The sequence below is a fragment of the Draconibacterium sediminis genome, from assembly GCF_000949475.1.
GTDB classification, from domain to species: domain Bacteria; phylum Bacteroidota; class Bacteroidia; order Bacteroidales; family Prolixibacteraceae; genus Draconibacterium; species Draconibacterium sediminis.
This window is the reverse complement of the sequence record NZ_JRHC01000001.1, coordinates 2,328,463-2,348,564: the sequence shown is the minus strand read 5'-3', so window position 1 is coordinate 2,348,564 and position 20,102 is coordinate 2,328,463. Positions and strand designations below refer to the sequence as shown.

The 20,102-nt window shown below is 40.2% G+C and carries 20 protein-coding genes; 5 read left to right on the top strand and 15 right to left on the bottom strand.

Features of this window, described 5'->3' with window-relative positions:
* Window positions 1-176: 176 nt before the first annotated feature.
* Both LH29_RS09185 and LH29_RS09180 read left to right on the top strand, forming a co-directional pair.
* Complete coding sequence (locus LH29_RS09185; RefSeq protein WP_045028000.1) at window positions 177-1,286, top strand: nickel-binding protein; 1,110 nt, start codon at window positions 177-179, stop codon at window positions 1,284-1,286.
* Between the two features lie 275 nt (window positions 1,287-1,561).
* Window positions 1,562-2,305, top strand: a complete 744-nt coding sequence (locus tag LH29_RS09180; protein WP_045027998.1) for a hypothetical protein — start codon at window positions 1,562-1,564, stop codon at window positions 2,303-2,305.
* Window positions 2,306-2,392: 87 nt separating this feature from the next.
* Here LH29_RS09180 and LH29_RS09175 read toward each other — a convergent pair whose 3' ends face one another.
* The gene (locus LH29_RS09175) at window positions 2,393-2,956 is read right to left on the bottom strand and encodes a hypothetical protein (protein WP_045027995.1); all 564 of its coding nucleotides are present in this window, start codon (window positions 2,954-2,956) and stop codon (window positions 2,393-2,395) included.
* A 276-nt stretch (window positions 2,957-3,232) separates the two neighbouring features.
* On the bottom strand, window positions 3,233-4,144 hold the full coding sequence (locus LH29_RS09170; RefSeq protein WP_045027994.1) for a nuclear transport factor 2 family protein: 912 nt from the start codon (window positions 4,142-4,144) through the stop codon (window positions 3,233-3,235).
* 666 nt (window positions 4,145-4,810) lie between these two features.
* On the opposite strand from LH29_RS09170, the gene LH29_RS09165 reads away from it, so the two are divergent.
* The 3 genes from LH29_RS09165 to LH29_RS09150 all read left to right on the top strand — a co-directional run bounded on the left by LH29_RS09165 (window position 4,811) and on the right by LH29_RS09150 (window position 9,509).
* Window positions 4,811-6,235, top strand: a complete 1,425-nt coding sequence (locus tag LH29_RS09165) for an FAD-binding oxidoreductase (protein ID WP_082063507.1) — start codon at window positions 4,811-4,813, stop codon at window positions 6,233-6,235.
* Window positions 6,236-7,009: 774 nt separating this feature from the next.
* Window positions 7,010-7,591: a hypothetical protein gene (locus LH29_RS09155; protein WP_045027988.1), complete on the top strand. Its 582-nt coding sequence runs from the start codon at window positions 7,010-7,012 to the stop codon at window positions 7,589-7,591.
* Between the two features lie 1,057 nt (window positions 7,592-8,648).
* On the top strand, window positions 8,649-9,509 hold the full coding sequence (locus LH29_RS09150) for a sigma-70 family RNA polymerase sigma factor (RefSeq protein ID WP_045027985.1): 861 nt from the start codon (window positions 8,649-8,651) through the stop codon (window positions 9,507-9,509).
* Between the two features lie 1,015 nt (window positions 9,510-10,524).
* Here the strand turns inward: LH29_RS09150 and LH29_RS09145 are convergent.
* From LH29_RS09145 to LH29_RS09085, 13 genes are all read right to left on the bottom strand, one after another.
* The gene (locus LH29_RS09145) at window positions 10,525-11,499 is read right to left on the bottom strand and encodes a PliI family lysozyme inhibitor of I-type lysozyme (protein WP_045027983.1); all 975 of its coding nucleotides are present in this window, start codon (window positions 11,497-11,499) and stop codon (window positions 10,525-10,527) included.
* A gap of 347 nt (window positions 11,500-11,846) precedes the next feature.
* Complete coding sequence (locus LH29_RS09140) at window positions 11,847-12,335, bottom strand: hypothetical protein (RefSeq protein WP_045027980.1); 489 nt, start codon at window positions 12,333-12,335, stop codon at window positions 11,847-11,849.
* 570 nt (window positions 12,336-12,905) lie between these two features.
* A complete protein-coding gene (locus LH29_RS09130) occupies window positions 12,906-13,397 on the bottom strand; it encodes a hypothetical protein (RefSeq protein WP_045027976.1) in 492 nt (163 codons plus the stop codon).
* 457 nt (window positions 13,398-13,854) lie between these two features.
* Window positions 13,855-14,001, bottom strand: a complete 147-nt coding sequence (locus tag LH29_RS24550; RefSeq protein WP_157493623.1) for a hypothetical protein — start codon at window positions 13,999-14,001, stop codon at window positions 13,855-13,857.
* A 112-nt stretch (window positions 14,002-14,113) separates the two neighbouring features.
* On the bottom strand, window positions 14,114-14,326 hold the full coding sequence (locus LH29_RS09125) for a GldL-related protein (protein ID WP_045027973.1): 213 nt from the start codon (window positions 14,324-14,326) through the stop codon (window positions 14,114-14,116).
* Between the two features lie 80 nt (window positions 14,327-14,406).
* Window positions 14,407-14,967 carry an RDD family protein gene (locus LH29_RS09120; protein WP_232302827.1) on the bottom strand — a complete coding sequence of 187 codons (561 nt, stop codon included), beginning with the start codon at window positions 14,965-14,967 and terminating at the stop codon, window positions 14,407-14,409.
* Window positions 14,968-15,044: 77 nt separating this feature from the next.
* A complete protein-coding gene (locus tag LH29_RS09115) occupies window positions 15,045-15,224 on the bottom strand; it encodes a hypothetical protein (RefSeq protein WP_045027971.1) in 180 nt (59 codons plus the stop codon).
* A gap of 108 nt (window positions 15,225-15,332) precedes the next feature.
* Complete coding sequence (locus tag LH29_RS09110) at window positions 15,333-16,415, bottom strand: hypothetical protein (RefSeq protein WP_045027969.1); 1,083 nt, start codon at window positions 16,413-16,415, stop codon at window positions 15,333-15,335.
* Between the two features lie 98 nt (window positions 16,416-16,513).
* A complete protein-coding gene (locus LH29_RS09105) occupies window positions 16,514-17,134 on the bottom strand; it encodes a PIN domain-containing protein (RefSeq protein ID WP_045027966.1) in 621 nt (206 codons plus the stop codon).
* Between the two features lie 3 nt (window positions 17,135-17,137).
* Entirely contained in the window at window positions 17,138-17,347 is a 210-nt protein-coding gene (locus tag LH29_RS09100; protein WP_045027963.1) for a hypothetical protein, read from the bottom strand.
* Window positions 17,348-17,509: 162 nt separating this feature from the next.
* Window positions 17,510-18,013, bottom strand: coding sequence for a hypothetical protein (locus LH29_RS23740; protein ID WP_052670705.1), 504 nt, complete (start codon window positions 18,011-18,013; stop codon window positions 17,510-17,512).
* Window positions 18,003-18,209 (bottom strand): YodC family protein, encoded by a 207-nt coding sequence (locus tag LH29_RS09090; protein ID WP_045027960.1) that lies wholly within the window; start codon window positions 18,207-18,209, stop codon window positions 18,003-18,005. The genes LH29_RS23740 and LH29_RS09090 overlap by 11 nt, the downstream gene beginning before the upstream one ends.
* A gap of 715 nt (window positions 18,210-18,924) precedes the next feature.
* On the bottom strand, window positions 18,925-19,893 hold the full coding sequence (locus tag LH29_RS09085; RefSeq protein WP_157493622.1) for a hypothetical protein: 969 nt from the start codon (window positions 19,891-19,893) through the stop codon (window positions 18,925-18,927).
* Window positions 19,894-20,102: the final 209 nt, after the last annotated feature.

The window sequence follows — 20,102 nt, the reverse complement described above, 5'->3', positions numbered from 1 at the left end:
TCCGAATGAAACAAATCCAATCTCCGGTGCCAATCATTTTTAGTAATTAAATCTTTGACTTTGAACATTTTTCATCAGGCAAGCGTTCTCTAATACTGTAATCCTGTTAACCCATTATCCATATATACATTCTGGAAAATCCCCGGTGTTTAACCATTAATTAAAAGCTTGAGAATATGCCCTACTTTATCGATAATCACGAGCTAAATGGTGATACCCAATCCGAAGCAATAGCACAAAAGCACCTTAAGGATATTAAAGTTCAACACCTGTACAATTGCCGGAAACTAGGTTACTGGTTCGACGAAAAACGAAAGGTTGCCTTTTGTTTATTTGAGGCCCCCAACCGCTCGTGTATCGAAGAACTGCATAAGAAAGAACATGGCAATGTTACCAACCACATTGTTGAAGTTGACTCGCGGGTTATTGATTTTTTTCTCAAACAAATACAATCGCAACCCCAGGCAGAAATGGTCGATATAAACAACATGAACACACAGCCGCTTACAACTATAGTGGCACTAAGTATCGATTCGAACGAACTGTACGGTTTAGAATTAGACGAACGACGTGCACTGGTAAGGTTGTTCAAAAAACTGGTAATTGATTATTGCAAACACTTTAAAGGAACCTTTATTGTTCGCGATCAATATGCATCGCAACTAACTTTCGAAACAGCCAGTGCTGCGGTTTATTGTGCCTTAAAAATTCATAAAGAATTTGCGCCTATCCTAGGTAACCTGCAACGAAAATTATTTCTTAAAGTGGGCATAAGCGGATGTTTCCTCGAAAATATTAGCAATAGCGAATTTCAGCAATCGGTAAAACTAGCCAAACGTTTGTGTTACGTTGCCACAACGCAAATACTGGCTACCCTCGAAGTACGAAATTTATTTCAAAGCGAAAGCATGAAAGTGGTGATTAAAGGAGATCGTATAAAATCGGTTTCGCCCGACGATGCGCGGTTTTTAACCACACTTATGGATTATATGGAAAAACACTGGAAAAATCACGACCTGCATGCCTCAATGCTCGAACAACACCTGGGATGCAGCAAATCGCAGATTTACAGAAGAATGAAAATGCTTATTGCGCAGTCGCCAAATTCGTTTATTAAAACGTATCGCCTTAATCGTGCCAAACAACTGTTGCGCGACAAAAGCGGCAACATCTCTGAAATTGCTTTCGATACCGGTTTTAGCAGCCCATCCTACTTCTCGAAATGTTTCCAGGAAGAGTACGGAATAAAACCTTCCAGCTTCCAGGCGGAAATGATAAAAGCATAAAACTACCTATTAAATACTTAATGATCTTTTTTTATTCTTTTTTGAATCAAAATTGATAACACCTGTACCCTCTTGTGCCGTAAATTTGCATATAACAGTTCAATGGATGACAATTTGAAGAACTAACCCAACACAATAAACCCTATATTTTTTAGCTATTAGTTAGGTCCAAAACATTCAGATTATGGATATTATTTTGGCAAGTAAAAACAATGAAAACAGAGATATTAAAACAATTAAAAACAAGTATTTGAAAACTATTAAAACTCAAAGTCATGAAAACAATTAAATTATTATTCGTTTGTATGTTGGCAACCATGTTTGCTTATGCACAAGAAAATGTACCTCCCTACATGATGACAGATGTGGAAGTAACACCTCCCAAGTTTACAGCGGTGAAGTATAGCCCTGTTGACAATACAAATTCGCTAAAAACCTACATCGCCAATAATTTTAAATACGATGCCGATTTTGGTGGATCTGCTGAAGGTACCGAAGTAGTTAAGTTTACAGTAAATGCCGATGGAAGTTTATCGGATATTCAGATTGTAAACAGCGTTTCGCCAACAGTTGATAACCTTATAACAAGTATACTGGAAGAAACCGATTACATGTGGATGCCGGGCAAAAACAATGGAACTCCGGTGGCTATGGAAAAAGAAATAGCCATTCAGGTAAAACTTGGAATGACCGAATCGTCAGCTGAAAATCGCGATTTTACCGTAATTGCCCAGGATCATTTTACAAAAGGTGCTGAGAAGTTATTCTTCGACCGGAAAACCAAAAAGGCAATCAAACATTTCGAGTCAGCCATTCGCTACCGACCATACGATCAGGGTACTTTGTATATGCTGGCACTTTGCGAAGTTGACCGCGGAAATAGAGAAGCAGCTCAGGCGTATGTTGACCGGTTCAGGAAACTGGGAGGCGATAAAAATATATTGGAAGAAGAATTGGCTCAAAAACTAAAAAATGTTGAAGGCTACGAACTACTTTCAGAACTTTTTGCAACCAAATAATTAAACGTATTACTTAGAAGGTTTTTACAAAGGCCGTTTCGGGAACTTGTTTCCGGAATGGCCTTTTCTTTTATCCGCAGCTGTTTGTTACCACTCCCACGAACTAATATCTCCCTTTTCCAGAAAACCATAATTCGAAATAGTTTTTGTACGGGTAATTTCGGAGATGCTGTTAACTCCCTCCACCTCAACCGTATCCATACGCGACATAACTTCAGTATGTTGTTCATTTACACGTAAACTAAAAACCTCATCCTTATAAATAAAACGTATGGTACCATCGTCTTCAATTTTTAATAGCTCAAACAATCCATGCTCAAACGGTATTTCATAAACTCCTTCCAGTCCGCTGGCACAACCGGCTCCGGCAGTACCGGTTAAACAGGCTCCGCTTCCATAAATGAGTTTCAGATTCCTATTAATTTCAAAATCGATAATGCCATTCAGCGTTTTCATTTCCTCATCGTACCGATAGGTTGGAAAATCAATTTGAATTACCGGTGGCTCCGGACCTGAAATCAATACGCCATCGGTTTCGGTACTGTTTTCTACAAAAAGGTACAAGTGCAGCTCATCGTCGTCGTTGTTAAAAATACAGGCGCCAACAGGCAACAAGAATAGCAGTGTGAAAAGCAGTTTTATATTTTTCATGATAAAAACCATATGTTATCTCTTTGATTTTGAAGTGTTCTAAAGGTAAATATTGTTTACAGAAATTAAAAGCACACAAAAAGATTTTCAATGAAAGACACCAACCGCCCGGCGAGAGCTAAAACAATGGAGTACCGGAATAAGCCGCACGAAATAAAAGTGGGAAAAGGAACGCGTAGTTGAAGCTTTATTAAAATTACGACTACAAAAAGGCCATCCAGACCGGATGGCCTTTAGCTCTAAAAAGTTTTATATGAATAAGTATCGGGTATAATATTATTCCCGCTCGTCGGTTCGCATATAAAGACTTTGATTCATTATTTTTCCATCTTTATTAAAATAATTCGTCATCATTACCGGAATCGACAGTTTCTCTTCGGTAGCCGAAACAACGGCCGACCAGGTCCACCACGAATAAACAACCATCATGTCTCCGTTTTTATAGTGGATACAATCGGGATAGCCCTGTTGTTTTAATGTGATGTTATCGTAAGTTTCAAAATTCGAAATCCAGCCGTTTTTAGCTTCATCGAGGCCAAACGATTCGTTCCAATCCATGGTTAAATCGCTGAACCGCGCATTTTCGGCATAAAAATCAACCAGCTCATCAAGGTTTTCGTTGCAATAGGCATTAACCAATTTGCGCACCCTGGTAATGTACGGATGATTATCATACACTTCACCGTTTTCAGAAGTTGTGCTACTATTACGAATAGCATCAAAAGTGGCGGTTGGGAAATAGAAACCGATATTTGCAATTTTCCCTTCGTCGTTAAACATATACAAGTTATGATACGGCACCGCTATATTGATGCCACTTTCAATGTGAGTGCCGGTAAACAACAACCAATCCTGCACCCAGGTGCCACCCTCTTTGTACTCAATTGCATCCGGGAAAGCCGGCTTATCATCTTTTACCTCCAGGTTTTCGTAAGCTTTGCTCCACGATTCGGCAGCATTTTTAAACACCTCGTTTGATACCCTGCTCCAGGTTCCGTTCATCGAGCGGTAAACACTGTCGGCAAAAAAGCTTTGAAAAGCTACTGCGTCGCCATCCTGAAAGGCTTTCCACATTTCGCGTGTTTTGGTTATGTATTCGTGATCCGAATACACTGTTCCGTTTTTGGTTTGCGCAAAGGCGCAGGTGCCCCATACAAGCACCAGTAAAAGGCAGGCAATTTTTTTCATGTTATTTTTATTTGGTGAAACTTAAAACAGGCAACAGGGATCAGGAATATTGCGGATCAGGATTGAGATTTCTATAACACAACCGTTTTATACGTTACAACCTTTAAAAAGGATACCAAATAACGTGGCCAGTGCCATTTGCAGCAACCGATGGTAAACTTTCAGGAATAAATAGCTCACAACTGTGGCAGGATGAAATATGGATGAAAACATGGTATGTATGGATCAGATTTCTTCGCGATACACGTAATCACAAGCAATAAACAAATTAGTACATTTACCTGATGAACAATTCTTTACAGCGCATGTTACACTTTATACTGAACTTGTAAAAACTGCACTATGCCGCTCATTATGAATTACCACATAACCCCCGGCATAAAACCCGAAAAAGCTAAAAAAGCATACCTCCAATATTTTGTATTGAAGTTCATGTAAAAAGTAAGGCAACACTGTTTTTACAACTAAGTGAAACACTTATTTCTCTCTTCGCAGGTAGCTGTATGAGGTAGCAACTCACCATCCCGCGCATAGTAACTCCCACTCAATTAAGCTTTGATTACCAGGATAATATTTCGCACAAATGTTTTGCCATGTCGGCAATGCTCAATTGTTGTGAAACAGGCATGCGTAAGTTTTTAGTTTTTAACCAAAAATTATAAAGTCATGGAAATTATTACAAAATCCGGTAACAAAACAAACATCGGTCAGCAGCTGATCGATGATTTTAGCGCATCGTTGGGTGGAGCATTGGTAACTGCCGCAGATTCGAATTACGACGAAGTTCGTCAGATTTGGAACGGCATGCACGACAAAAAACCGGCACTTATAGCACAGTGTTCGGGAGTGGCCGATGTTATTGCATCGGTAAATTTTGCCCGCGAAAACGACATCCTGGTGTCGGTGCGCGGTGGCGGCCATAATGTTGGTGGCAGCGCCTCGAACGATGGTGGCCTAATGATCGATCTCTCGCAAATGAAAGGTATTCGGGTCGACCTGGAGAAAAAAACCGTTTATGCGCAAGGCGGCGTTACCATTGCCGATCTCGACCGCGAAACATCGGTATTCGGGCTCGTTGCTCCATCCGGAGTGGTATCGACAACCGGAATTGCCGGCTTAACGCTGGGGGGCGGTTTGGGTCATCTCCGAAAAAGATACGGATTGAGTATCGACAACCTGGTATCGGTGGATGTGGTAACTGCCGACGGACAATTTATTACCGCCTGCGAAAAACAAAACTCCGATCTGTTTTGGGCCGTGCGTGGCGGCGGTGGAAATTTTGGCGTGGTTACTTCGTTCCAGTATCAAGTGTACCCGGTTGGGCCATTGGTAACTTTGTGTGCGCCTTTTTACCCTGCCGAAGAAGCCCCGAAAATCTTACCGGCATGGCAGGCTTTTATGGATGAATCGCCCGACGAAATATCCTCAACTGCCATGTTCTGGACCATTCCCCCGGTTCCTGATTTCCCCGAAGAAGCGCATGGCAGACGCGTACTTATCCTTCTTGCTGTTCATTCCGGTGAAGTGGAAAAAGGAGAACAATTGCTTAAACCTTTACGCGAACTCAGTACGCCACTGGTCGACCTGAGTACGCCCCTGCCCTGGACTACACTGCAAACCATGTTCGATCCTTTCTTCCCGAAAGGCGAACAACTCTATTATTTTAAATCGAGATACATTAACCGGTTGGATACAAAATCTATCGATGCCATTGTTCCAAAAGCGAGCAATCCGCCGCAACCAATGGTGCTGATCGCCATTTGGCACATTGGAGGAGCCATGAGCCGCGTAAAAGACGATGCCACTCCTTTCTCCGGACGGCAATCGAATTACCTGTTTAGCATTGATGCCATTTGGGCCGATGCCGCAGCAAACGATGAAGTAATAAGCTATTCCCGCGAATTTCTGGATGACCTGAAGGATTTTTCGCCCGGTGGGTTGTATGTAAATTTTGCCGGTTTGGGCGAAGAAGGAACCGACCTGGTAAAATCGGCCTACGGGAAAAACTACGAGCGCCTGTCGGTGATAAAAAAGAAATACGATCCGGGCAATTTATTCCGCATCAACCAGAATATTAAACCGGCTGAATAGATATGCACAGGGCCAAAGATTCGGAACGTATAAGCGTTGTCCGTAAGGGCAACGTTTAATTATAAACCACATACCACGCTTAAGGATTCGCGCTGAAGCAGCACTTTAGCACCGTTCTTTTGGGTGGTGATATTGAAAAATGAAGAGTATAGGCTTTTGCCTTTAAAGAAATTATTAATGGCCAAAACTACGGCGCAAAAAGAAAAGTCATTGCGAGGGAGGAACCACTGAAGCAAACTAAATACCTCCTCCCCGCAGATTTTCTTATGATTCGGGTGTAGAAAACGGACTCAAATGAGGAAATAATTCCCAAATAGAGAAGGATTAAAAATGGAATATTTTGTTAAACATCTAAAGGTCAGACCTCATTCAGTTATGGTACGACTCTTGCTAAAGATAAAATAGGGGAAAGCGACTTCTGTATTTATGATTGGTTTTGTGTTTAGGGGTTTGTAAATTATCAATCATCTTCAAAAAGCGTCCATAGAGCTTTCCCCTTCTTTTTTCATCTAATATTTCATTCAAAAAAACATTTTCCGGGAGCAGTACTGAAGCCATCAGAGACTGGGCTTCGAAGCACATCCACCTTTTGCTAAAAGAGATCTGCTGATACTACAATCAGAACGGAGGATTACAGACCAAACTTCACTGCAATCAATTTTCTTCCTACAAAACCCATAGGATAACTTTTATTCGGAAATATTCGTATGAAGAGTTACTTCCATTTTCAGTTGTGGAAAAACCGGACTTTTTATTAACCAAAAATTACCAATTATGAAAAACTTCAGAAAATTGCTGTGTCTGGTTTTCTGCGTCAGCCTGTGTTTTGCCTGTGCAGATTTCAATGAAGATGTTACAAACGACCTCAAAAGTGGTAAGTACGGCTCCGACAAAGATGGAGACATGAAAATGGTAACCGTACCTTTTAAAGTGCATTACCTGGGAACTTACATGCCTCCCGGCGACAAATGTCCCGGCACCACAAATGTTATAGTTGACGGAGTGGGCGAAGGAACACATGTGGGCGTTTCAACCATTCATTTTGATTTTTGTATTCTTGGCGCAACAGCCAGTGGAGACTCTATTTTTTACGGGAATACCGATGCTTATATTATAGCCGACAACGGCGATTCGCTATTTGTTTCGATTGAAGGAGCAGTAGTTTCGCCGCCATTGGACGACCACCCCGATTATGTGGTGAATTACTGGAGAGATGAATTTGAAATATTGGGAGGAACCGGACGATTTGAAGGAGCCACAGGTGGCGGATGGTCGGATGATTACAACAGTACGGAAGACAATAACTCGCACCATTACTGGGAAGGAACCATAACAATGCTGAAAGGCAAACGGTAAGAAGTTGATTTTATACGCCAATACAAAAGGCCTGACAGTTCGTCGGGCCTTTTTTCTGAAAGTTACTTTGGTAAAAACAAAAAAGTTCACGCAGAGATCACTAAATTTCGCAAAGCACGCAAAACAGATTCTATACCTTTGCGAATTTTGCGCTTCTTCTTTTCTTTGCGTGAAACAATATTGATGTCCTTTCATCCCTGTTGGTGATTCCATAAATCATTAATGTTTTTTCTGAAAGTCCAATAACAATTTGTAGCAAAATGTACTTCAAAATTTATTGACTCGCCCTGATTATGGCTTCGACACAATCGTCCCTCTCTTCTCCCGACTACCCTTTATACACATCTTTTTCTGATTTAAATTTCGTCCGGGAGTACCAATTAGCTTCGATCATTTTCTTTCGCCGGACGATCCAAATCATATCATCATGACCCAGGGCGACGTAATTCGTTGAATTACTTTGCCCTGGGCTCAAATATTACGCACTTTCAGCGCTTATTCTTTTAATCAAATAAAATATCGGGCTGAAAGTCCGTAATATTTGTATATAAAGGGTAGCTCCCGAAGAGAAGGAATGAGGGAGAGTTCGCTGAAAATTTGCATTACTTTCATCCCTGTTGGTGATTCACCGGAATCATGAATGTTTTTTGCTGCAAAGAGGAGTTACAACCTTGCCAATCCAAAGTACCCTCACCTTTATTCTACCGCTTCTTCAAATCGTTGCAAAAACCAGCTAACTAACCTTTTAACACCATTCTTACATTCGTTTGAAATCAAACATCGTGCATTGCAACAAAGCCTGCATTTCTTTCGTAGTAATAGCTGTGGAAAAATCGAACCACCTCACCACCAAAAATCGGAGTCACTATTCGCAGGAGAGATAATAATGCATACTTTTTAAGTATGGCATAAAGGCTATGTTACACAATTTTATAATGTGCGTGTTTCGGTACGAGGGTTTCGACCATATCGGTACAACTTGATTTAACCCCAAAGAAGGGTGGTTATTGGGTTCGGTTTTAACCATGTACTTATTGCACGCTTTTTTAGGAAAACTATGAGACAGCTAAAAATTACAACGTCGATTACGAACCGTGAAAGTGCTTCTTTAGACAAGTATTTGCAGGAACTTGGTAAGGAAGAACTTATTTCTGTTGAGGAAGAAGTTGAATTGGCACAACGAATTAAAAAAGGCGATCAAGAGGCTTTGGAGAAATTAACCAGGGCAAACTTGCGTTTTGTTGTATCGGTGGCAAAACAATACCAAAATCAGGGATTGAGCCTACCCGATCTGATAAACGAAGGAAACCTCGGACTGATTAAAGCCGGTCAGAAGTTTGATGAAACACGTGGGTTTAAATTTATTTCCTATGCAGTGTGGTGGATTCGGCAATCCATTCTTCAGGCAATTTCTGAACAATCGCGCATTGTTCGTTTGCCATTAAACCAGGTAGGTTCGTTGCATAAAATAAACAGGGCAATGGCAAAATTTGAGCAGGAACACGAACGAAAGCCATCGCCGGAAGAACTAGCCGAAATACTGGAGTTACCTGCCGAAAAAATTACCACTACGCTACGCGTATCAGGAAGACATGTTTCAGTTGACGCCCCTTTCGTGTATAACGATGAAAATAGTCTTTTGGATGTTTTGGTAAATAACGATTCGCCAAACGCCGACCGTGCACTTATGCGGGAATCACTGGAGAAAGAGGTACACCGCGCATTGGATACACTGGTAGAGCGCGAGAACGACATTCTCAGATTATTTTTTGGTCTTGGTTGCAGGGAAATGACACTGGAGGAAATCGGAGAACGATTTGGACTGACCCGCGAAAGGGTGCGGCAAATAAAAGAAAAGGCCATCCGACGTTTACAAAAATCATCACGAAGTAAATCATTGAAAACCTATTTGGGCTAAGTAAGGATTATCGATTAAAGATGAAGGATGAATTACGGCTGCGCACCGCTGGTTGCCGGCTGCGAGAGATTGCTTCTCCCGATTCGTAAAACTCATCGGCATCGCAATGACGCGGTATATACAGGAGCAGTGCAGCGGACAGTAGAGAATCATGCCGGAAAGATATAATTTTGTCCGCTGCCGGCCTTTTTAAACGAATATCGTCATTGCGAAGGAGGAACGACTGAAGCAATCTCAAACACCACCTCCCCACTGACTCCGTTGCACTACATCAGCGGTACTCCTCCTCACAGGAGGAGAAACTAATGCATTTCATTTTATTGTTAAGAGAAAAAACTTACCACGAACGTTTCCCCTCCTGGCAGGAGGGGTGGCAGCGATATGAGATTTTAACTTTGATGATCCATATGCTTTCGCTGACGGGGTGGTTGCGAGATTGCTTCTCCCGATTCGTAAAAACTCATCGGTATCGCAATGACGCGATAGTATAATGTCAGGGCAGCGGACAGAAAATAAATCATGCCGGGATGAATAAGTCATTGTCCGCTGCCGGGTACCCCCAACAAACAATGTCATTGCGATCCGCCAGCTGGCGGAGAAGCAATCTATTCCTCGTAAGGATTCGCATGCTGACAGATTTTTTTGCACCGTCCTTCAGGGCGGTGATTTAGGAGTAAATAGCATTTTAGGCTTTAGCCTTTAATGAGAAAATTAATGGCTAAAGCCGTTCTTGTTGTCGCAAAATTACACCGGGCTAAAGCCACGGTGCATCAAAGGATAAAGGAAGCTACCAGTTGCCGGCTGTAAGCTACAGTTGGTGGGCGCTTGGCCATATAACTGTTTAGCATTTTGCAATTTAAAATTCAAGCCCCACACTCCGTCATACAATTTAAGTGCTGAAGATTGGGAAGCAGTTACCGGGTAGCACAAAACTTTTCCGCATTCACTCAATAACTAATTCACTCAATAACTCATTCACTCATTCACTCAATAACTTATTCACTCAATAACTAATTCAGTACTCACTAACCCTATCAACTTTCAGCTGGCGCATGGCTTCGCCTTCGGTAAGTTTGTAACTTATTTGCCGTGTACCTCCGGTTGAATTGGCGTTGCTGTCGCCATCGTTATATACCGGAAAACGTTGCACCAGGCGGTTCTCAACCACGGCAAACGCATCGTGCCCCATATAACCTTTGTTTAGCTCGGTGTTTTCGGCTACCGGTGGAAAATTCACCTGGCTCATCGACTTTAAATTATTCACCGAAAAAGCATACACATTGCCGTAACTCCCGCTGCCATCCGATTGGGTATACACAAATAATTCGGGCGATCCGTCGGCATTCAGGTCTTCCACCTCGGCATCTGTTACCCGCGAACCTGTAATTTCGAAGGTTTCGTTGTAGTCGTGTGGCAGGCCAAAAGTGCTTACAGTAAAGGTGTTTGCCTTGTTATTTCGGATAGAGGAAACCGTAAAACCAACATCCTGTAAACGTAAAACCTTAATAAACGATGTTTTATCAACCTGGTTGGTATCGAGCGGCTCATCAATTTTTGTGTAGCTTCCGGCAAATGTGGCTCCACCTGAGCAAAAGAAGTAAAGCATGTTTTCGTCGGCCTCGTTTTTAGTGGAAATGGTTAACGAATCGTTGGAAAAGGAGTAAACGATAGCCTTGCCCTCGTTCACCGATTCATAGGTGTTATCATCGGTTTTAAAAGCCCGTGCATCAAACGAGCAGGTTGGGTTATTTTTATCGGCACGCGAACGCACCGATACATAAATGGAATTATCAGCACCTTCTTTTACCCTTACCGCCACCCAGTCGTATCCCTCGTGGCGTATGGCATAAGTATCGTTTACGTAGTTACCGTAAAGGGTAGGCTTTTCAGCGGATTCGGGCACAGCTTTATCTTGCGTTTGTTTTGGATTAGTACAGTTGGTGAGTACCAAAACGATGAGGCCAATAAGCAGGGTGTAATTTGTTTTCATAATTTGCAGGTGTGATTCATTGCTATTAACCCCTTCAAAATAGGAATTGTTTGAATGGAATAAAAGGATTTGTGAAAGAATTGATGGATGAATCAAGGAAAAAGTTGAGCGAAGGTGGAACTGGACATTGGACATTGGTCATTGGACATTGGTCATTGGTCACTGGTCATTAGTCACTGGTCACTGGGCACTGGACATTGGTCATTGGTCACTGGTCATTGGTCACTGGTCATTGGTCATTGGTCATTAGCAATCTAAAAGGGCACAAAAAAAGATGCACCGTTACCGATGCATCTTCTGATCTACCGAAAAAATTAACAACCGCCCCGCTCACATACCCGGGAATATTATCTTGTTTCTGTTTCTACTGGTGTTTCTTCGCTTCCCGTAGTTGTTTTTTCAAAACGTTTACTCAGGTCGTCGTATATCGATTTGGCTCCCGGGATATCCATTTTAGCCGCCATTTTCACCGAATTGTAATACATCAGTGCGGCCATATAACTTTCGGCACCGGCTTCCATGGTGGTATCGTCGAGGTTATCCGACAACATACGTACCTGGCGCAACAGCGGCATCAGCTGGTTATGTACCGTCATATCGTTCCGCATACCGTCAACATCCATATACGGAGGTGCAAATTCCGGCGCACGGCTCAGGTAATCGAGCGCTTTATCAACAAAAGGCTGGGTTTTGTCACTCATTTTGGGGAGTTCGCGGCGCTCATCGGGCGACAAGGCAATCAGGTAAGGTTTCAGGGCCGTGGAAATCGTTGCCAGTGATTCGTTAACCAGTGTAACTGTTTCGGCCGGAATGGTAAAATTGATTTTGTTATCCATTTTTGTGTGTTTTAATAGATTAAAAATTATTATTGTTTAACACTGAACCGAATTTACAACACCACTTTCCTTTCTGCCAAAACACGTAGTGTGTAATTTTTATGCTTTGCGACATATCACTGATACACAGCACATAAACAAATCCACCTCAAGCCCTTTCGAGAATTTAAGGGGGTACTTCCGAAGGTGTCGCTCTACCTTCCGAAGGTACTCTTTGGGCTTCCGAAGGTATCGTTCGGGCTTCTGAAGCTGAAGCTCCGCGTTCAAATGTTAAAACTTGAGCTTCTGAAGGTGTCGTTTGAGCTTTTTAAGCTGAACGTTGAGCTTCCGAAGCCGGACGTTGAGCTTCCGAAGGTAGAATTTCGGCTTCCGAAGCTGAAGCTTGAGCTTCTGAAGGTGTCAATTCGGCTTCCGAAGGCGGAATTTGTGCTTCAGAAGGTAGTAACAGTACTTTTGTTGCACAAAAAGGGTGTTAGCTACTCCGTATCTTTTGTTTTTGAGCAAAAGAAAAGGGAACACCACAATGGATGCTCCCTTAAAAATAAATAATCCTGTTATATAAAGAATGAATCAATCTTCTTCCGGCTGTTCATTTTGCCCTGAATCCTTAGCGTAATTGCTTCGGATAAAACGTTTTTTCAAATCTTCGTAAATGCTTTTGGCTCCGGGCACATTAATGCGCGATGCCTGCCGAACCGAGTTGTAATAATTCAGGGCATTGGTGAAACTATCGCCACCGGTTTTTAATGCCGAATCATCTAGTCCGTTGGTAAGCTGCTTGCTTATGCGCAGCAGTTCAATCAGCTGGTCGTGAACCTGCAGATCGGTGCGCAGCTTTTCGGCATCCATGTATTGAGGAACATACTCAGGGGCCAAAAGCGTATAATCGCATGTTTTTTCTACAAAAGGATAGGAACGATCGCTGATTTTGGCGCTGATCTGCCGCTCGTGGGGCGTTAAAGCAATTAAATAAGGTTTTAAAACGATAAGTGCATTTGTAATTAACTGGCTAGCCTCGTTAATTACCGGCTCGGGAATCCCCGTAGGTGTTTTGGTTGCCATAATTTGTGGGTTTTAGTTATTAAAAAGGTTACGTTTTATAGTATTTGGTTAATAAGTATACAAGTTATGGTAAATTGTGGGCTTTTGCAAATCCTGTTTTGAACTATGGTCGATTGAGGTGATAAAATAAAACACCACCTCCCCTCTGATTTAATTTCCCCTCCTGCCAGGAGGGGTGGCAGCGATGTGAGATTTTAACTTTGATGATTCATATGCTTTCGCTGACGGGGTGGTGATTTAACTTTGCTAATTGCGGCGCATAGATCTTCCCCGCCCTGATTGGCTTTGGCTGATGCGCCTTTACCTGTTTATCTTTTACCCCCGGATTTCTCGCTCCGTCTGCCGACGGATCATTCATCCGGGCTTACTAAAATCAAATCCCTACGGGATTATGACTCGTCCTTCTTTTGCAAAAGGAGGTGTCCCGGTGTTTCAATCGGGGCAGCGAATTGCTACCCTACTTCGGACTATTCATCTTTTTTAACTCCTGCAAAATCTCTTTCTGCAGATCAATTACATCATTTATCCGCAGCATCCAGGAGCCAACAGCACGTAAAACTAAAACAGAGATTACAATAACGAGTACGGGAATTAGTACTTCCATGATTTTCTTTTTGGGTTTATTTATTCGTGTGAATTACAATTCTGCATCGACGGAGCAAAAACCATGCGATGCGCCGAAGTTTCGGGGGCGCGGCAGCGGTGTTTTACTCCAGTTATTGATGTAGTTGTTTTTCCAATCGTTTTATTTTCTTCTTTAACCTGGAGATATCAAAAGCACTGCTTACTGCACCAAACATGAATCCCAGGAACAACAGTGATAATCCGTATGGATAATGTTGAAGTCTGAAAAATGCGCCCACAAGCACCATTACTGCTCCGATAGAATAAATGAATCCAATTACTTTTGTTACTTGTTTGTCGGTCATCTTATTTGATTTAGTTATTAGTGGTTTTTATTAACACTGCTCGATGCCCCGAAGTTTCGGGGGTGCGGTAGCGGTGGTATTTATGTTTTAATTTTTTGTTTTTTTACCACAATCACACGGGTTTTTGATAAGCGGTCGTGCCAGCCGGTTTGCGATTCGGTGAGGAATGAAAAAGCCTCGAAGGGAATAAAGCGGCAAATGGACCGCAGTAAAATGGTAGCAAAACCGGGTTGTTCTCCATCGATGGTAACTACTTTTGTGCCGGTAATTAATTTGCCCAATGTGCGGCCCGTGCTAGCTTCAGAAATTACAAAATACAGGTAATAGATCAGAAAAACCATGCAGTATAGCAAAAAGGTATTGTCGACAATACTGTCTATAGCTCCCGGCCTTACTATTTCTGTTACAACTCCCAGTGTAAAAAATACTACCAACATGAAGATAAAGGCAAAAATCCGATCCAGGATATGGTTGGCAAAACGTTTGCCGGTATCGGCAGAGTCTTTTATCAAAACGTTATATTCGTCGCGGGAGGCTATTTCCTGTTTGGCACGTGCATCTTCTTTAAAGTGTGGGCAGCTTTCTTCAAAATCGGCAACTTTGCCGCTGATCATGCAAATAAGCCCCTCTTGCAAGCTCATTCGTTTGTTCTCGCAAATTTTGCAGAATTTAAGACGTTCTTCTCTGGTCATGGTTTTGTTTATCGGTTAGCGTTTGTTCAATTTCTTTTTTGCCTGATGCGCAACGTAAAACCCAAGATATTCAGTGTAAGTCCTAAAAAGGTTACCCCTCCGGCTATCATTTGCATTCTTCCTGAATCGGGATTCTCAACAGTTAAAATTATTCCTGCCATCAGTATTACAAGGCTTACGATGTAAATAGTAATGTTTGTTTTCATTTTGTAAGTTTAAATTAGTAGTGTTGTTATTGAATGTTATTGGTTTATATTTAGTAGTATGGTTTACAAATTCGCGCCAGCGGAGGTGTAGCGGTGCAGCGGTGTTTTTTATTGAATTTCAAATTCTTCATAATTAGTTTCAGAGTTTTCAAATAATTTAACTCTAAATGGTTTGCTAAAGTCCGCCTGGTTTAATTCAGTTTTAAGCAATTTTGCCTCTGAAATAAGTTTTGGATTATTCCACTCCGTTTTCGGAATATAAAGATTAAGCAGGAATGAATTGTCAGCAACTTCACAGATGAAACTATATTGATACTGATGCGGGAAAAGATTATCTAATTGTAGAATTAAATCCTGAAATTTTGCTCTTTCAGGTTCAGGAATCATAATATCATAGTAAAGTCTGAAATTTTCGTTATCGACAAAAGGAACCGACTCCATTAGGTATTGAATACTATCGCTTTGACTAAGATGAATTCTTTTTTCCTTTTTAAGGTATTTATCAATTAAATTGAATCCAACTGGTTTTGAAAAATCATATAAACTTACATGTTTAAAAACGGATTGTATCTCATTTAAAAACTCCGAATTATTAAAATAGTCTTTATCAGATACCAGTTTTAGTTCAATCACCGAATCGCAATCCTCAAAAACTACTTCGACCGGGTTTTCGGGACTAAAATATTCAACTCTGGTCAAGATATTTCCAAGTTTATCAACTTCTTCAACGGATGTATTGTGCGAATAGAGAACGCCATTACCATTAAAATCAGCACGTAAATAGTTATTTGTATTTGAAATACGGTCGAGAAGTATGGTTGGCGTTAGTATTAATGCCATAAGAATTAAGGATAATACAATGGGTAATCCATTTGAACTTTTACATCCATCATTCTCAAAGTGGGTTCTTATTCTTTCTCCCTGAAGCCGATCAACAATTGGATGGATAAGCGCTCCATTTAGTAAAGGAATAAGCATTCCTGCACTTCTGGTAGTTCCATCGGGCATTAACATTGCAATTCCAAATAATGCCAGCGTCCATAGTGTTCCAATAAAAATCCAAAGTGTGCTTTTTCTTCCTTCTCCAAATTTGGAGTAATTCTGAGAAATAAGAATCCCGGCAACAAATGGTGATCCAAGAACACACCAAATTTGAATTTGCCTTAAATTGTAAAGTTTCTTATCAGCCATTTTGGTTTGAGTTTTTGATTTTTATTTAGTCGGCACTGATTATCTCTTAACCACGCGAAGGGGTTTGAGTGGTAGTGGCGGAACTAGTGTTTTTATTTTTATTCATCCAGATTCTTTTCAAGCATCTCTAATCTACAAATCCCAAACTTGTCTGCAAAATACCGGCATTTGTCAAACGGTTTTCTCAAAGAGGAAATTTCTTTCATATAGCTACTCCTCTCAATCACAGTAAAATTTGTCGGCGTGACTTCATTTATTAATTCATCTTGAACTCTTAAAGTTCTATTTCCAGATTTAAGTTTTTTTGATACTCTTTTAATTACTACAACTAATTGTTCATCAATATGGTCATTAAGTCGTTTCAATAAAAAATCGTCTAAGTAGTCGAAAACAAGTTTCGGTCCAATGGGTACTTTCTTGTCCCCGATTGGAAAATTCATTAAAGAACTTTTAGATAAAGATTTAATAGTCAAACCAACACATATTGCAACAAGGTATGGTGTTTCACTAGGCTGAAAATCATTTATTTTAAGATTTCCGGTTGATATAAAATATGAAAGTATCCCTGCTAATATTCCATAGGACAAAGAGTACCAAATAAGGTATTGCGGCTTTTTAAGAACTAATTTGTGATTCAGTTTGTACCTTCCATAGAGTATGCTTAGCCCTGTCAATAGAAAACCAATTAACCCAGAAATAATGTAAGTATGATCTTTCATAATCTATGAGTTTTTTGTTTTTGCCTTGCCCGTAAGAATAATGCTGTTGAAATTATCTTTGTTTACAAGAAATCCCAATGAATTGAACTCTTTTAGTATTTGTTCAATTTCCTGTAAAGGCATATTGGTAAGAACAGCCAATTTTTCGATTGAAATCGGCTTTTCTTCTTTGAGTAGTTGTTCTGCAACAATTCGGTATCTTCTAATTTCCATATCTGAGATTATATTCTGAATCAAAATTTAGTAAAAAGGTTTGAGCCGGTTGCGAAGCGGATTTCAGAGTACATTGTCCTCTAGAACTGAACTGAGACGAGAAAAACCATAGAAAGTCTAACACCAAATCCCACCAAATAATACAAAGCCTGTCACGTCCTCTTACTTTATAACTTTTTGAGTATATTCTTCTAAACTGTTTGAAATCTTTTTTGCCTTTTTCTTAACTTCTTCTCTTTCTTCCCAATTCAGTCCCGATTCTCTATGTAAGGAATTATTATATGCATTAAATAATGCACTTAAAGCTGATATTTTGGAAGTTAGTTCCATATTCTCAGCTTGTCGTGATAATGCTTTTTCTGATTTCTCTTGTGCATCTGCAGTTCTGTTTAATTCTTGTCTTGTCAATTCAAGCTCTTTTCGTTGTAGAATTAATTCCTCCTTTTGCATATTGAGCTGACCTTGTTGAAGAAGTATAGTATAAATAATCCCTCCAAACGCTAGACCTGAAATTAATGCATTCAATGCTCCAAAAGAATCACCGAAGACTCCTCTGTCATTATTTGATTCGAAGAATATATTTAAGATGAAAGGATAAAAAATCCATATGATTAACATGAATAAAAGTATCCCAATTATGAATAGGTATCCTTTTTTATTCATCATCTTCTTTCTTTAAAGAATCTTGTTCAAAGGTTCTAGATTGTAGAACACCATTATTATCAAACCATGTACAGTCTACAAGATGGTCACTTACGCTTGATGAACTAATTCCCACATGTACGTAATAATTCTCAATTGTCATTTTAGGTCCCCCAGATTTCAATCTTACTACGTCTCCTTGTTTAAATAATCTTGCCATATCTAATATCTTTTAATTGTTACTAATAAGTCTAATTAATTAGTTGTCATTATCTCTTTAAATCGATAGCGATTTTAGCATAAAAGCTAATTATAAGGGTCTATCCAACGCAATGAATCTTCTCTCTGTGACCGGGTTATGAGGCACTAAAATAACATTTGTTTACATAAAATAAAACATAACAAGGAAAAAGATTTCAAGACAAAAGGAAAAAGGAGAAAGGCAAAAGTGGAAGAAAGATACGAGCTTCTAGCTACGAGTTGCAAGCCGCTAGCTATGAGTTGGTGGAGAAGTAACACAGGCACCACCTCCCCACTGATTCCGTTGCACTACATCAGCGGTACTCCTCCTCAAAGGAGGAGAAATCTTTGTTTTGATAATTTCCCCTCCTCTCAGGAGGGGTGGCAGCGACATTAAACACTGTCATGAATAAAAAATATCCTTTCGCTGACGGGGTGGTTAAACAGATTACTTCGCTACGCTCGTATTGACAGGCGCTGTTTATGGCATCAGGGCAGCGGACAGTGGTAAATCGTGCCGGGATTAAATCATTCATTGTCCGCTGCCGCCCATGACTAACAAACAATGTCATTGCGATCCGCCAGCTGGCGGAGAAGCAATCTTTTCCTCGTGTAAGGATTCGCGCGGTAGCGGGGCACCACCAAACCCGGCTATGCAATTTGCACTTTGTTATAGCTAGTATTTTTCTACTATATTATACAGATTTCATTCCTTTTGCTATATTTTTCCATGTTTTTTTGTTCATTTTCAGGAAATCATGATAATCTTTCGATGCAAAAATTTTGTAATTGGATGCACCATTTTGCGCGAAACGTAGAGCAAGGTAACACTCCCATGTTTCTGAGTCGTAAATCATAAACTGGTTAAATGTAGCTTTCCCGGCAGGCACTGTGTTATATAGAGGAAAAACATATCCTTCTAATCCGTTTAATATGGCTTCTTCAAATTTTTCTTTGCTGCAAATTTCAAAATCATATTTGTAATATTTCTTTATCCCTTCTTCTCCCAATTTGTTATTAACCATATATTCTGGAATCAGCAATGTTTTATTCTTTATTTTATCAGTGTTTCTTTTCCCATTTTTAGGAAAACTTTGTTGACTCGGTATCTTTTTTGTCTCAATTTGTTTTAACATATCCTGAAATGCCATTATTGAAGCATAAGTTGATACTTCGTTTATAAAACTTTCGCCCATGGTAAATGGAAACTCAAAGGCTGCAGGTTTTGATTTCATGGCACTAACAAAATAATCCAATTCTATTCCGATTGAACCATAATCCCCATCACCTCTTTGAGGTATTGGACCATTAGTAACAATCCTATATCCTGTGTTATTAATAGACAACAAATGATAGCCACGATTTTTCCAAACAAATTTCTTAGCTTCCTCAAAAGGCATCACATCGTGTATCTCACAATAAGTCCAATGCTCTTTTAACATGTTGACTGTAAACTCATTTAATCTGTCGATTTTTTCTATGTCTTCTGCTGATGCTTTTTTGGGATATTCCATTGTAGCAATTACAACTTTTTCATCTTTAAGACAATTTAATACTTTTGGATTTAGTGCCAGTTGTTCTTTCGCTACCATATATGCGGTAAGCATACAAGATTGTAACCCTAATGCAAGGACTAATAGAACAAGGAAACTTAATTTTCTCATTTTTGCTTTTTATAGGTTAATATTTAGAAATTGCTATTGTGTTTTTTTTAAATTGGCTATAACGTATATATAAGAGTATTACACTTATATCGCTTATAGCATTAATTTCTAAATTTCTTATAAGGTGTTTATCCTTAATGATATATCCATTTGTAATCGTTTTTAAATCCGCCAGCTGACGGATAATCGTTTACAAATGGCTAATCCAA

What these genes read in the sequence shown, in the direction of transcription:
- LH29_RS24550 (WP_157493623.1), bottom strand. Translation starts at nt 14,001, where the DNA reads ATGGAAGTACTAATTCCCGTACTCGTTATTGTAATCTCTGTTTTAGTT.
- LH29_RS09155 (WP_045027988.1), top strand. Translation starts at nt 7,010, where the DNA reads ATGAAAAACTTCAGAAAATTGCTGTGTCTGGTTTTCTGCGTCAGCCTG.
- LH29_RS09185 (WP_045028000.1), top strand. Translation starts at nt 177, where the DNA reads ATGCCCTACTTTATCGATAATCACGAGCTAAATGGTGATACCCAATCC.
- LH29_RS09120 (WP_232302827.1), bottom strand. Translation starts at nt 14,967, where the DNA reads ATGAGCTTGCAAGAGGGGCTTATTTGCATGATCAGCGGCAAAGTTGCC.
- LH29_RS09090 (WP_045027960.1), bottom strand. Translation starts at nt 18,209, where the DNA reads ATGGCAAGATTATTTAAACAAGGAGACGTAGTAAGATTGAAATCTGGG.
- LH29_RS09130 (WP_045027976.1), bottom strand. Translation starts at nt 13,397, where the DNA reads ATGGCAACCAAAACACCTACGGGGATTCCCGAGCCGGTAATTAACGAG.
- LH29_RS09165 (WP_082063507.1), top strand. Translation starts at nt 4,811, where the DNA reads ATGGAAATTATTACAAAATCCGGTAACAAAACAAACATCGGTCAGCAG.
- LH29_RS09145 (WP_045027983.1), bottom strand. Translation starts at nt 11,499, where the DNA reads ATGAAAACAAATTACACCCTGCTTATTGGCCTCATCGTTTTGGTACTC.
- LH29_RS09100 (WP_045027963.1), bottom strand. Translation starts at nt 17,347, where the DNA reads ATGGAAATTAGAAGATACCGAATTGTTGCAGAACAACTACTCAAAGAA.
- LH29_RS09125 (WP_045027973.1), bottom strand. Translation starts at nt 14,326, where the DNA reads ATGACCGACAAACAAGTAACAAAAGTAATTGGATTCATTTATTCTATC.
- LH29_RS09180 (WP_045027998.1), top strand. Translation starts at nt 1,562, where the DNA reads ATGAAAACAATTAAATTATTATTCGTTTGTATGTTGGCAACCATGTTT.
- LH29_RS09110 (WP_045027969.1), bottom strand. Translation starts at nt 16,415, where the DNA reads ATGGCTGATAAGAAACTTTACAATTTAAGGCAAATTCAAATTTGGTGT.
- LH29_RS09085 (WP_157493622.1), bottom strand. Translation starts at nt 19,893, where the DNA reads ATGAGAAAATTAAGTTTCCTTGTTCTATTAGTCCTTGCATTAGGGTTA.
- LH29_RS09150 (WP_045027985.1), top strand. Translation starts at nt 8,649, where the DNA reads ATGAGACAGCTAAAAATTACAACGTCGATTACGAACCGTGAAAGTGCT.
- LH29_RS09115 (WP_045027971.1), bottom strand. Translation starts at nt 15,224, where the DNA reads ATGAAAACAAACATTACTATTTACATCGTAAGCCTTGTAATACTGATG.
- LH29_RS09170 (WP_045027994.1), bottom strand. Translation starts at nt 4,144, where the DNA reads ATGAAAAAAATTGCCTGCCTTTTACTGGTGCTTGTATGGGGCACCTGC.
- LH29_RS09105 (WP_045027966.1), bottom strand. Translation starts at nt 17,134, where the DNA reads ATGAAAGATCATACTTACATTATTTCTGGGTTAATTGGTTTTCTATTG.
- LH29_RS23740 (WP_052670705.1), bottom strand. Translation starts at nt 18,013, where the DNA reads ATGATGAATAAAAAAGGATACCTATTCATAATTGGGATACTTTTATTC.
- LH29_RS09175 (WP_045027995.1), bottom strand. Translation starts at nt 2,956, where the DNA reads ATGAAAAATATAAAACTGCTTTTCACACTGCTATTCTTGTTGCCTGTT.
- LH29_RS09140 (WP_045027980.1), bottom strand. Translation starts at nt 12,335, where the DNA reads ATGGATAACAAAATCAATTTTACCATTCCGGCCGAAACAGTTACACTG.